At 60.6% G+C, this 12,834-nt stretch carries 12 protein-coding genes; 3 read left to right on the top strand and 9 right to left on the bottom strand.

Translation table 11 applies throughout. The features are described 5' to 3' along the window. Nucleotides 1-120: 120 nt before the first annotated feature. The 7 genes from AC6I9R_RS15910 to hydA form a co-directional block, all read right to left on the bottom strand. Complete coding sequence (locus AC6I9R_RS15910; protein ID WP_461426548.1) at nt 121-1,764, bottom strand: ArnT family glycosyltransferase; 1,644 nt, start codon at nt 1,762-1,764, stop codon at nt 121-123. After that, a complete protein-coding gene (locus AC6I9R_RS15905) occupies nt 1,761-2,090 on the bottom strand; it encodes a lipid-A-disaccharide synthase N-terminal domain-containing protein (RefSeq protein ID WP_461426547.1) in 330 nt (109 codons plus the stop codon). Before AC6I9R_RS15905 ends, AC6I9R_RS15910 begins: the two co-directional genes overlap by 4 nt. Before the next feature lie 2 nt (nt 2,091-2,092). Further along, nucleotides 2,093-2,845 carry a glycosyltransferase family 2 protein gene (locus AC6I9R_RS15900; protein WP_461426546.1) on the bottom strand — a complete coding sequence of 251 codons (753 nt, stop codon included), beginning with the start codon at nt 2,843-2,845 and terminating at the stop codon, nt 2,093-2,095. 82 nt (nt 2,846-2,927) lie between these two features. Then, nucleotides 2,928-3,836, bottom strand: a complete 909-nt coding sequence (locus tag AC6I9R_RS15895) for a dihydrodipicolinate synthase family protein (protein WP_461426545.1) — start codon at nt 3,834-3,836, stop codon at nt 2,928-2,930. Nucleotide 3,837: 1 nt separating this feature from the next. Beyond that, nucleotides 3,838-4,518, bottom strand: coding sequence for an aspartate/glutamate racemase family protein (locus tag AC6I9R_RS15890; protein WP_461426544.1), 681 nt, complete (start codon nt 4,516-4,518; stop codon nt 3,838-3,840). A gap of 6 nt (nt 4,519-4,524) precedes the next feature. Beyond that, nucleotides 4,525-4,920 carry a VOC family protein gene (locus AC6I9R_RS15885; protein ID WP_461426543.1) on the bottom strand — a complete coding sequence of 132 codons (396 nt, stop codon included), beginning with the start codon at nt 4,918-4,920 and terminating at the stop codon, nt 4,525-4,527. Further along, on the bottom strand, nt 4,921-6,300 hold the full coding sequence (hydA, locus tag AC6I9R_RS15880) for a dihydropyrimidinase (protein WP_461426542.1): 1,380 nt from the start codon (nt 6,298-6,300) through the stop codon (nt 4,921-4,923). Between the two features lie 384 nt (nt 6,301-6,684). Between hydA and AC6I9R_RS15875 the strand changes: the two genes are divergently transcribed. Genes AC6I9R_RS15875 through AC6I9R_RS15865 form a run of 3 tightly spaced genes read left to right on the top strand, consistent with a single transcriptional unit; the run spans nt 6,685 to nt 9,716 of the window. After that, nucleotides 6,685-7,404 (top strand): hypothetical protein, encoded by a 720-nt coding sequence (locus AC6I9R_RS15875; RefSeq protein ID WP_461426541.1) that lies wholly within the window; start codon nt 6,685-6,687, stop codon nt 7,402-7,404. Nucleotides 7,405-7,407: 3 nt separating this feature from the next. After that, the gene (locus AC6I9R_RS15870) at nt 7,408-8,502 is read left to right on the top strand and encodes an AAA family ATPase (RefSeq protein WP_461426540.1); all 1,095 of its coding nucleotides are present in this window, start codon (nt 7,408-7,410) and stop codon (nt 8,500-8,502) included. Then, nucleotides 8,499-9,716, top strand: coding sequence for a vWA domain-containing protein (locus tag AC6I9R_RS15865; RefSeq protein ID WP_461426539.1), 1,218 nt, complete (start codon nt 8,499-8,501; stop codon nt 9,714-9,716). Before AC6I9R_RS15870 ends, AC6I9R_RS15865 begins: the two co-directional genes overlap by 4 nt. Here AC6I9R_RS15865 and betA read toward each other — a convergent pair whose 3' ends face one another. Beyond that, complete coding sequence (betA, locus tag AC6I9R_RS15860) at nt 9,717-11,387, bottom strand: choline dehydrogenase (protein WP_461426538.1); 1,671 nt, start codon at nt 11,385-11,387, stop codon at nt 9,717-9,719. Beyond that, nucleotides 11,388-12,833, bottom strand: a complete 1,446-nt coding sequence (betB, locus tag AC6I9R_RS15855) for a betaine-aldehyde dehydrogenase (protein ID WP_461426537.1) — start codon at nt 12,831-12,833, stop codon at nt 11,388-11,390. Nucleotide 12,834: the final 1 nt, after the last annotated feature.

Genomic DNA, 12,834 nt, shown 5'->3' with positions numbered 1-12,834 from the left:
GCGGTATCCTCCGGCCTTTCGTGGGTTTAGAGCCAGCCTAGGGGGGATTGGACAGCCCTGTCCAGAGCGTTTGCGACACGGGATGGGTCGGTCCGCGACGCGAGCAGCTGTGATAAGCCTTCACTGCGGGCAGGGGACGCTTGGCGCCGGTACGCCTGGAGAGATGTAGAGGCGAAGGTTCACAGGACGGAAATTGCCGATGGAAATGCCGTCGATCTGTGGTGCCTGCGTGGCCTCGGGTTCAGTTTCCGCGAGTAGTGAAGGATCGATCCACGCGGCGCGGTCTTGCCTCTCCGCCAGATAGGCCAGCGCACCCTCGGCATCGGTAAGAATCGTGCCGGTCCCCAGGCGGAACACGGCGGACGGTTCGGCATATCCGGCAAGCGCCACGGGCCCGGAGAGGCAGGTGTACTGCGCGGTAGCTGTGGCCAGTTGATCTGCGATCCAGAAGTCACGCGCTGCGGGAAGGCTTAACGCCGTTAACGTCCACCCCAAGACAACGCCGCAGATTGCCAGCGCGGTGACCGCGGGGACGACGGAATTTCGCCAAAGGAAGATCACGCCCGCGATCCCGGCCAAAGTGAAGGTGAGCGCGCCGAGAAGCGAGGGGAGGTGGATGTTCTCCGCCGGGCCATAGGCCACGGGGGCGACAACGGCGATCACGGCGAAGAACGCGAGGGCCATGCCCCAGCCAAGGCTGCCAAGCGCGCCGAGCCAACGCCGGAACGCTATTTCAGTTGCCGACATCCGGACTAAAGCCACTCCGCAGAGAAGCATCAGCGGGGGGTAAAGCGGGAGTGTGTAGTGGATCAGCTTCACGGGCACCGCCTCGAACACGATCCATCCGGGGATCAACCAGCCGAGAAGGAAAGCCGTCTTGGGGTCCTTTCGGCAACGCCACGCGGTCACGCAAGCCATTGGGATCAATAGACTCCATGGGAAGAACGTGAACCAGATCGCGATCAGGTAAAAGCCGGGCGGGGTGGCGGAATGCTCCCCCTCGGCGGTGATCTTGTCACTCAGATCGTTGCCGAGGGACGCGCTCCAGAATGCACCGTCTGTCACGAGGGTGATGGCGATAAACCAGGGCGCCGTGAGCGCCACGAACAACAACCCGCCGGGCATAGGACGCAGCCGTGACAGCCATTTGACATCGCGAAACTGGACGCTGATCCAGGCGATGACACCCAGCACGGGGAGCATGACCATGGGCCCCTTCAGAAGGAACCCCGCCGCCAGCGCCGTCCAGAAGGTTAACGGTGTTAACCAAGGCCTGATCTCGCCCAACCAAGCTCGGCCAAGGGCACCCATGGCAAGGATCACGGATAAGAGCAGGGCGGCGTCCGTCTTCGCCGTGCGCGCCTCGGCGTGGAGCATATAGATCGTGGCGCAGATTATGCCCGCAATCACCGCCGCACGGCGCCCAACAAAGGGGGTGCCAGCCCAAATCAACGCGAGGGCCGATAGCGCGCCCGCCAGATACGACGGCAGACGGTGGACCCAGATTGGCGTTTCACCCGAGACGCCCGTGATCCAGATCGCGGCCGTTTGCGCCCAGTAAATCAACGCGGGCTTGTTGTGGCGGGGTGCTTCTTGAAGGCGAATATCGATCAGATCGCCTGTCGCGGCCATTTGCCGGGCAGCCTGGGCAAATCGCGCTTCATCCCGGTCCTGAACCGGCAGTTCCGCAAGGCCTACACCGAAGCTCACCAACGCCAGAAGCAGCACCAGAAAGGGCGCAGCGCGGGCCGTCAGGACGCTCATGTCTGATCGTGGACCGCGTCAGCATCCGCGCGTTTAGAGCGATGGATCAGCATGAGATTGCGGGCATAGACGATGACACCCGTTGATTGGCCGAGAATGAAAACCGGGTCTTGGCGGTAGATCGCATAGGCCAGCATCAAGAGGCCGCCGCTGATCGACAGATACCAGAAGGCAACCGGCACATAGGATCGCCCGGCCCTTTCCGACGCGATCCATTGAACGATGAAGCGTGAGGCGAAAATGCCCTGTGCAATGAAGCCAAGGGCGACCCACCAGAATTCGAACCAATGGTCGATGTTGAGGAAATCGAAGAGCCAGCTTTCCATGGTTAACGCGCCTCCGGGCGGGAGATGTCGGTGTCTGTGGGCAACACTTTGCGCCGGCGCCTGATCAGCCAGGCGACACCAATAAGATCCGACAGCCCGACAATCGCACGCCCCAGGTTGGTGTATTTGGACGCCCCCGCGACACGCGGCCTATGGGCCACGTCGACATGGGCGATCTCCCAGCCATCCCGTTGAAAAAGCGCAGGTAAATAGCGATGCATGTGATCAAAATAGGGCAGGGCGAGGTAGGCGTCACGGCGGTAGGCCTTCAGCCCGCATCCGGTATCGCGGGTGCCGTCTTTCAGCAGAACACCCCGGATCGTATTGGCGGCCCGCGACGCAAGGCGCTTGTGTAGTGGATCGTCGCGCTTCACCCGTTGTCCCGCCACAAGGCCCAGTGTCTCTGACCCCTCAAGTAGAGCATTGAGCAATTTGGGAAGCTCTTCCGGCGGGTTCTGCCCGTCGCCATCCAAGGTCGCGATAATCGGCGCGCGGGCGGCGCGCACGGCAGCATGAACCGCCGCAGATTGGCCAGCGGGGCGCGGATGGGTCAAAATCGTCAAATTCGCCTGGGGGTGCGCGGCGCCAAAGGCGCGCAACGCGTCGCCTGTCCCGTCGGTCGAGCCATCGTCTGTCACGCAGATCTCAAACGTGCCAAACGGCTCGGCGGCCGCCACGCAGCCGCCAAGCAAATGCGGCACCGTTTCGGCCTCATTCAGCATGGGGATCGCGATCGCGAACCGGGGCGTGGACATCTTTGCGCTCCTCACGGGCGATTTCGAATCGGTTTAGGCCGAATTGGGGCGGGCCGGAAGGGGCGTTCGGCCTGTCGCGGCGTCACAGGGCGGAAAGACGCGCTTCCTGGCGGGCGATTAGCGCCTCGATCTCGTTGATCGTCGTCTGGCTCAGGATCAGGCCCGGCTTCCGGACGGTCGCGTGCGAGATCGCGCCACGCTTGGCGAGGATGTACTTGCGCACTGCAAGGCCCATGCCGGGCTGGCATTCATACCGGATCAGCGGCAGGTAGGCGTCAAAGATGTCTCGGGCAAGGTCGATGTCGGTATGTGTGAGGGCAATGATGTCGCGCATCATCTCGGGGTAGGCAAACCCCGTCATCGCGCCATCCGCCCCGCGTTGCATTTCCTCCAGCAGGAACTGCCCGCCGTTGCCGCAGAGGATCGACATCTTGCGGGCACCCTCGGCCTCTTGGCCGCGCAGGGCGCTGATCTTCTCCAATCCCGGCCAATCCTCATGCTTGAGCATTTTGCAGGTCGGACAGGTGTCGAAGATCGTCCGAAGAACCTTTGGCGTGATCTGCACGCCGGTATCGAGGGGGAAGTCTTGCAGAACCCAGGGCGTGGCGCCAAGCGTCTCTGTAACCAGCTGGAAATACGACACAATCTGGTCGTCGGTCCGCAGCTTGCTGGGGGGCGCCACCATCACACCAGCGGCGCCGTTCTCCATCGCGGTCGCGCTCAGGGCCTGGATCGTGGAGAGACCGGGCGCCGAGACGCCGACGATCACGGGCAGGCTGGTCTGCGCCGCGACGCGGCGAATGACGGTCTCGGCCTCGGCGGCGGAAAGCTTTCCGGCCTCTCCCATGATGCCGAGGATCGTCAGGCCCGTGGCGCCGGTTCTGGCGTAGAACTCGACCATCGTGTCGATGCTGTGGAGGTCCAGCGCGCCGTCGGGTAAGAACGGCGTTGCTGCGATGGTGAAAACACCAGCGGTGGTCTCATCAATCATGTCAGCCTCCGACTTTATGGTATTGTTTCAGAAGGATACGGGGAATGGCCAAGGCAACAGCCGCCTGGCACGGCTCCACCACGGGCACGCCGAGCGCTTCCTCAAGTGGGCCGCGAAACTGCGCCATGCCAGCGCATCCCATAATCAAGACATCTGCGCCATCTTGCTCGATCAATTGACGTCCGATCTGAGTCATCCGCTCAAGCGTCGTGTCCGTGTCCTCAAGATCGGCCACGCCAAGGTTCAACGCACGGTCGCCGGCAAGGCGGCTTTGCACGCCCATAGCGGCGATACTGCGCATGTGCCGTGGGATCGAACCTGGAAGAATCGCAATGATCCCAAAGCGTTGCCCCAAAGTCAGCGCCGTCATCACGGCGCTTTCCTGGATGCCAAGGACCGGCTTGGCAGTCTGATCCCGCAACGCATGCAGGCCTGGATCGCCGAAACAGGCGATCACGAAGCCATCGGCTTGACCCTCATCTTTCGCGGCCAAAGCCAAGGTCTGTGGGATCGTCATATCGGCTTGTATCTGGCTCTCGATGCCCGATGGCCCATCCGAATTTGTGATGCAATTGATCCGGCAACCCATCCCGTCCAAAGGCGCAATTGCGCTTTGTATTCCGAGGGTTACGGCCTCAGACGCGTTTGGATTAATCACATAGAGGCAGGGCTTGTCGTCCATCTTAGCTCACGCGCCGGGCCGGGTGGCGGTCTGAATTTCGACCTGATAGCCCTCAGGATCATCAAACACGAAAGCGCGGATGCCGATCGCGTCGTTCACAAACATGTCGCTCAGATTTTCAACGCCTTGCGCTTGGATATACTGATACCACGCGTCCACATCCGGGACGCGAACGCAGAATTGCACGGGTCGGGTTTCCGCCCATTTGTGCATACCATGGGCTTCATCCACGAGGCCAATATGTGCGCCGGGACAGACCCGCATGATCTTGGCGAGGCCTTGTTGATCAATGACCAACGGAAACCCCATCACATCGCGGTAAAAGGCCTCTGCCCGGGCCAAATCCTTGTAGTAGAGGAACGTGATCGCCAGTTCATTGGGCGTTTCGGGACGTTGAGGCATTCAGGGGCTCCGATCAATCCAGCAGCCTTTGCCGGGTTCAGTGGTGAGTTTTCCGTCCGTCACGATCCGCTCACCGCGCAAGAAAACGTCAACAGGCCAACCGGTTACACGATGACCTTCATACGGATTGTAGCCGACGTTATCGTGCAAGTCATTGGCCGCGTAGGTATGGGTCCGGTCAGGATCCCACAACACGATATCGGCGTCCGCTCCGGGAGTGAGGCGGCCCTTGTTTGGTAACCCGTAGATGTCGGCGGCCGCCGTCGCGGTGAGTGTTTCGAAGGTGTTGGTTGGAAGGGTGTTGCGGCTTATGATCGCGTCGAACATCAGTGGCATACGTGTCTCCAAGCCCGGCAAGCCGTTGGCGATATCGGGGAACGGCGGGTTTGGGCCAGCCCTTAATTTTCCCGTACTATCAAATCGATAGGGGGCGTGATCCGACGAGACGAGATCCAGCGTCCCGTCCTGAGACGCGGCCCACAGCGCGTCCTGATCCCGCTCTGTGCGTTGGGGCGGCGAGCACATCCATTTGGCACCTTCGACGCCCGGTTTGTCCAGAATCTCAGCAGTCATGAACAGATAGTGAGGGCAGGTCTCTGCAAAAACAGGCGCCCCTCGGCGGCGAGCGGCAGCAACCTCTTGTGCAGCAGCCAAGCAAGAGACGTGGAAGATCATGACCGGCGCAGTCAAACGCTCGGACGTTGCGCAAATGCGCGCCACAGCGCGCTGTTCAGCGGCCTCCGGACGGGCCAAGGCATGATACCGTGGTTGAGTTTTACCATGTGAAAGCAATGAATTACGAGCGGATCTTAAAGTTGCATCGTCTTCGGCATGAACACAGGTCAATGCGCCCGCGGGTCCGGCAATTTGCAGGATCCGCTCAATCTGCTCATCTGACAGCGCAATGTCATACGTGGTAAAGACCTTCACAGACCGATGCCCCGCCTGAATCAAGGCGCGCAGATCGTCCTCAAAATGCGCAACGCTGGGGTCCGACAGGCTTATGTGGAAGGCATAATCGATCATCGCCCCGCGCTGCGCGCGGGTGGCGTAGTCATCAACAACTTCCTGTAATCGTTGACCTTTCGACTGTGCCGCAAAGGAAACGACGCTGGTCGTTCCACCTAAAGCCGCCGAGCGGGTTGCGGTTTCGAAAGTGTCCGCGTTCATCAACCCCATGCCGGACCGCTGCTCAATGTGAGCGTGGGGATCAACGCCGCCGGGCGTTGCGATCAAGCCTTCCGCGTCGATGCTCTTGCCTTGGCCCAGGAGGTTCGGGCCGATTGCGACCAGCTTCCCATCATTAATCGCCAGGTCCGAGCGGGCCAGTTGGCCCTCCCGCAGTAGCATCGCATTCCGAATGACGAAGGTGTTTGGCATGTTGTGTTCCCGTTCGGGACAAGACTGTCGGTCTGGCAAAGTGGTGGCAAGGGCTTGCGCAGGGCATCGAACTCAATGTCTGTGGATAAGTCTGTGAGTATCTATTCGCCGACCGCATTCAGCGACATGCACGCAGTATCGTTATTGCAATGAAATTTCATACCTGCTTCCAAATTTTTGGTGCAGAATGTCACTTTTCGTACTCTTCCTCACCGAATGAGACGAAACTCTTCATGCGGTACCACTTCACCCATGTGTAGGCTCCGAAGCCGCCGCTAAATGTGCGTCGAATGAACAAGTCCAGCCAGAAACGACCGTCAATGCACTAATTGCACAGCGTCCCAAGGGCGCCGTACGGAGTTTGGAAACGTTTGAAAGAGCGCTATGCTCTCTGGCATCGCCGCGTGGAAAGCCTTGATGATCCTACTCAGCCCAGACAGCGTCCTGAATCCGTCAGCGCTTGAAACGCGATCTCTCCCCAAAAAGATCATCGGACGCGTGCAGATCTTGCCGAAACGCGCCAGCCTTTCCACTTGGGTCCGTTTGATCTTTGAAATGCAGCTGCTGCGCTACCTCTCCGCCCTATTGCCGTTTCTCGCGTTGATCTTGTTTTCGAGGGACTTGGCACTGCCCGTGACGCAAGCACCCTTGGCGATGATCCTGGTAATCGGAATCGTCGAATTGAAGGTACTGCGCCTGTCAAAACCAGCCCGGGAACGGCTGATGTCTCAGGCAGAGGCCGAACGCATCCACGACGCTTTTTCGTTTCGGGCCAAGGCGTTGTTGCGTCGGATCGCGGCGCGGCGGGGCATTGAGGCTGGCGAGCTGCGCCTTGTGGCTGAGCAATCTGAACTCGCGCGGGTGGCGCCGTTAACCTTCGTTTCGGTGCAGTCGGCAGAGCCTTCGCCCCATGTCGTGCCGCTGGCGCGTGAAGATCGTGAGATCTTGCAAGACCTTTTCGATGATACCCTGTCCGAGCGTGACCTGCACCGTGCTAACCTTCGCATCGATGACGTGCTACGGGATGTGCGCCTCGACGCCGAGGGCGTGTCTGCCCATGCGCGCCTCGCGGCCTGGATGGACGCGCAAAAGGTGGAGGCATAAGGCATGGCGATCAACGCAACCCGGGTGTCGGCAGGCGCTGCATTGGACGTTTTGCGCGCCGCCTGGGAGGCGCAACAGACGGGGAAAATGACGGCATCCTGGATGCTACATGGCCGCCCTGGTGTCGGAAAAACGGAGATTGTTCAACAACTTGCAGCTGAGATCGGAGCGGAGCTGTTCGACCTGCGCTTGACTACAATCGAGCCCCAGGACCTTCGTGGCTTGCCGTTCTATGACCATGATACCCACAAGACGGTATGGTATCGGCCAGAGGATTTGCCCGACGGCCTCGGGCCCGCGATTTTGTTTCTGGACGAGCTGACGGCGGCATCTCCAAGCCTTCAACCGACCGTTTATGGCCTCCTGCAGGAGCGGCGCGTGGGACGTCACACCCTGCCCGATCATGTCTTGATCGTTGCCGCTGGAAATACGGTCGATGACGGCGCGGTCGCCTATGAAATGGGGACGGCGCTGTCAGACCGCTTGGTGCATGTCGTCGTACAAGCGGATGCGGAGGATTGGCTCAGATCCTACGCTCCAAACGCGGGCATCCACCCAACGGTCGCGGCATTTCTGCGAACGCGCCCGGATCTCTTGGAAACCACCGAAGCCGCGTTGCGGCGCGGTGAGGCCGTGGCCTGCACGCCCAGATCATGGGTGCGCGTCAGCAAGATCATGGGCCTCGCAACGGACCGAGCCACACGTCAGATCATGATTGCCGGAACCGTCGGAGAGGCTGCCGCGGCAGAGTTTTCGCTGCTTGCAGACGAAATTGCCGCGACCGTGCAGGTCGAGGCCATGCTGAGCGCCACGCGGGCGGAACGGACCGCGCTGTACCCGAGCAGCCTCCATGGGCTGACGGCCTTGATCTACGGTCTAATTGGCGCCGTCGACGAAGCTCGGATGCCCGTAGCGATCGAAATTCTCAATGATCTCAGATCTTTGAGGCGAGACGGCTTGCCGGTTTCAGAGCTTGCGACCTTTGGGTTCGAATTGTTGATTGCGCGCGCCATGGAACGCGGATGGCAGGCGGCATTCGCAGGCTCAGACGCCTACGCCGAATATGCCCGTGATCGGGCGGCTGCGGGCCTGCCGTGAGCCACAGCTTGAGGGCTCAAACGGCTTTGGCACATCTTGGCGATGTAGATCCGGCCCTGGCCGTCCTTGCCCTGTGGTGTCGGCATCGGGACGGGGAAGGAACGACAAGAACTTACGGAAATACAGTCATTTACGGGCCGTCCTTCATGTCGTTTGGGCTCGCTGAACAAGTCGGGCTTGTGGCGCATCACGTGTTGCACGTTGCTCTGCGGCATTCCAACCGGCAGGCTGCTTTGGCTGAGCGATTGGGTACGAAGTTTGACGCCACTTTGTTCGGAATTGCTGCAGACGGGCTCATCAACGAGACACTCGTGCTTGCAGGCCATGCAATCCCCAGGCCTGCAATCCTCGTGACTGATTTGTTGCAGACAATCGGCGAAACCGCCACGTCGCCTATGCAAGCCTTGTCTGAATGGGACGCGGATCGTCTTGCCATGGCCCTCCATTCGACGACGGAACGGTCTGAAAAGGCTCGGAAATTCGGGCAGTCACGAGAGTTCGAGCAGGATCTGGTCGCGCGCGATGCCGGTAGCGAGGAAGAGGCGCCCAGTGCTGCCGATTGGCGCAACCAGATGATCCGCGCGTTGGAGGCTGGTCGTAAGGCGGGCACCGGAATTGGTCGTTTTGGTGGGATCCTTGCTGACCTTGCAGCGCCGCGAATTCCTTGGGAAGTGCATCTGCGCGGCCTGCTCGCCACGGCTCTCAGTGATACCCCGACGATCTCTTTTCGCCGTCCCGCGTCGCGATGGATTGCCATCGCGGCTCTGGCACAGGCAACGAACACACCTGAACCGGTGTTCCAACCTGGCCGCTCAAAAGACGCTTTTCGGCCACGGGTGGCGGTCGGGTTGGATACATCCAGCTCGATCGACGCCACGACGCTGTCTCTTTTTTGGCAGGAAATCGAAGGTGTTAGCCGAAGGTCAGGCGCTGAGGTTCATCTTTTGGCCTTCGATGAAAGCGTCCATGTCGCGCGCCGCATAGACGCAGGGGCGTGGCGGTCGTTGCGCGACAAACCCATGCGAACCGGAGGCGGCACCGACTACGCACCCGTCTTTGACGCAGCCCTGCGCTTGCAGCCGTCAATCCTTGTCATGCTGACGGACCTCGATGCGCCGTTTGGATCGCCGCCGCCATTCCCCATGCTCTGGGTTGTGCCCAAACGCGAGGTGAAGGAGGTGCCGTTCGGCAGAGTGATTGAGGTCGACACCTAGCTATTCAGCCGCGGCCGCCCTCGCGTGGCTTTCGCGCTGCGCGACTTGCCAATCTGGCGCAACCCACGGCTCTAGGTTCTCGGCGGGCAACCGCCGCCCCAGCACATGATCGGCAGCCTTTTCCCCAACCATGATTGAAGGCGCATTCAGGTTACCATTTGGAATTAATGGGAAAATTGAGCTGTCGGCCAAACGCAGACCTTGAACGCCGATCACTCTGTTTTCAGAATCGACGACTGAAATCGGATCATCCCGGCGCCCCATGCGGGCGGTGCCACAGGGATGATACGCCGATTCCGCGTGTTCCCGGATGACGGCGTCGAGCGCGTCGTCTGATTGAGCCGCGTCGCCGGGTTGGATCTCGTGGGCCACGAAATCGGCCATGGGGCCGGTTGCAAAGATCTCGCGGGTCAGGCGGATTGCGCGACGGAAGTCTTCCCAATCCTGCGGATGCGACATGTAATTGAAGTGAATCCTGGGCGCAGCCGCCGGATCACTGCTGCGCAGGGTGATTTCCCCCCGGGAGGGCGACCGCATCGGGCCAGTATGGGCTTGAAAACCGTGGCCGCCGGGCGGGGTTTTGCCATCGTAGCGGACAGCGATGGGAAGGAAATGGTATTGAATATCAGGATATTGCACCCCGGCGTTAGACCGGATGAAACCGCAGGCCTCAAAGTTGTTTGTCGCGCCGAGCCCGGTCTTGGTAAACAGCCACTGCGCACCAACCAGTGCTTTCCCCCACAAGGACCAATAGGGCGCAATCGATACGGGCTGCGAGGCGGCATATTGAACGTAGAGTTCCAGATGATCTTGCAGGTTCTGCCCCACTCCCGCACGGTCCACGACCACAGGAATATTGTTTTCCGCCAGATGCTTGCCGGGTCCAATTCCACTAAGCATTAAAATTTTAGGCGAATTGATTGCACCGGCACAAAGGATCACCTCAGACCGGGCGCGGATCAGTGATCCGTCCGATAGGCGCACACCGGTCACGCGACCTTCCTCCAACTCAATTCGCTCAACAAGGCCGCGCACCATGTCACAGTTCTCTCGGGCGAGAGCGGGTTTCAGGTAAGCGCTTGCCGCCGACCAACGCTTGCCCTTCCAAACAGTCATCTCAAAGGCGCCAAAGCCTTCTTGCCGATATCCATTGTAGTCGTCTGTTTTCCCGTAACCTGCCTGTGCGCCGGATTCGATAAAGGCCTGATAAAGCGGGTTATTCTGATCTCCACGGGTAATGTGAAGGGGGCCGTCATCGCCGCGGAATGCGGCATCTCCGGTTACGCCGTGCCAGTTTTCGGCGCGCTTGAAGTAGGGCAAGACATCCGCATAGGACCAGCCCTCTGCACCCATTCCCGCCCAGGTATCGAAATCACGCGCATGGCCGCGGACGTAGATCATGCCGTTGATGGACGAGGATCCGCCGATGACCTTGCCACGCGGGCAGGCCATCACACGGTTGTTCATGTGCTGCTCGGGCTCCGTGACGTAGCCCCAATCGTAACGTTTCATGCCCATCGGGTAGCTGAGCGCAGCGGGCATGTTGATGAACGGCCCCCAATCGGAGCCGCCATGTTCAATCACAAGGACGGATTTCCCGGCCTCGGCCAAGCGATAGGTCACCGCGCAACCCGCTGATCCTGCACCAATAACGACGTAATCGGCTTCCATTTAGAACGCAGCCTCCACCGGGGACATGCCAACGTAGACAGTCTTGAGTTGGGAATAATGCTCGATCGCGGCGCGCGAGTTTTCGCGCCCGACGCCAGAGCCCTTCATGCCGCCAAAGGGGACCTCGACGGGGGTAAGGTTGTATTGATTGATCCAAAGCGAGCCCGCGTCGATAGCATGAACCACACGGTGCGCGCGGGTCAGATCAGCGGTGAAAACTGCGCCCGACAAACCGAGATCCGTAGCATTGGCGCGGGTGATCACCTCTTCCTCTGTCTCGAAGTCGAGGACCGACATGACCGGGCCGAAGATCTCTTCCCGCGCGATGGTCATATCGTCTGTGACATCCGCGAAGATCGTCGGCTCGATGAAGCAGCCGGGCAAGTCGAGGCGCTTGCCGCCGTGGACCAAGCGCGCCCCTTCCGAGACGCCTTTTTCAATGTAAGAACAAGTGATTGAGAGCTGTTCTTCACTTACCATCGGGCCAAAGTTTGTAGCCTCGTCGCGGGGGTCGCCGATGACGGCCTTGGCGGTTCGCTCAGCCAAACGCGCCAGGAAAGCGTCTTTGATCCCGCGTTGCACGAACACGCGGGTGCCGTTCGAGCAAACCTGGCCAGAGGCGTAGAAATTGGCGTTGATCGCGCCCGAAACCGCGCTTTCCAGGTCGGCATCGTCGAAGATGACCAGAGGGGACTTGCCGCCCAATTCCATCGTCGCGTGCTTCATCTGCGCAGCGGCGGCGGCGTAGACTTTCTTTCCGGTCGCGGCCGACCCGGTGAGGGACACCTTGGCGGTGCGCGGGTCTTCGACCAGTGCTTTGCCTACCTCGCCTGCGCCTTGGATCACGTTGTAAACGCCAGCCGGCGCGCCCGCCTCAACCAGAATTTCTGCAACTTTTAAGGCACATAGGGGCGTTTGTTCAGACGGCTTGAAGATCATCGTGTTGCCGCAGGCAAGCGCGGGCGCGCCTTTCCAGGCGGCAATCTGCGTCGGGTAATTCCAGGCCCCGATGCCGACGCAAACGCCTAGGGGGACGCGCATCGTATAGGCCCAGTCGCCGCCCAACTGCATGTGCTCACCACCGAGCGATGCGGCCAGCCCGCCGAAATATTCCAAGCTGTCAGCCGCCGAAGTCGCGTCAGCGACCAGCGTTTCCTGGATCGGCTTGCCGGTGTCGAGGGTTTCCAACTCGCTGAGTTCGCGATTTCGTTCGCGGATGATGTCGGCGGCACGGCGCAGGATGCGACCGCGTTCCACACCCATCATCGACGCCCATTCCGCCTGGGCCGCTTTCGCAGCGGCCAGCGCGGCCTCGACAACCGCCGGGGTTGCCGCGCGGACGCGAGCGATTTCCTCGCCGTTGGCCGGAAAAATGACAGGCATGGGGGTGCCGGCGGTATCTTCCAGATAGGCGCCGTTCACGAAGTGGGAGGCCGTCGGTTGCATT

This window comes from Gymnodinialimonas sp. (genome assembly GCF_059726805.1).
Note: the sequence above shows the minus strand (reverse complement) of the source record. Positions and strands in the feature narration are given on the sequence as shown.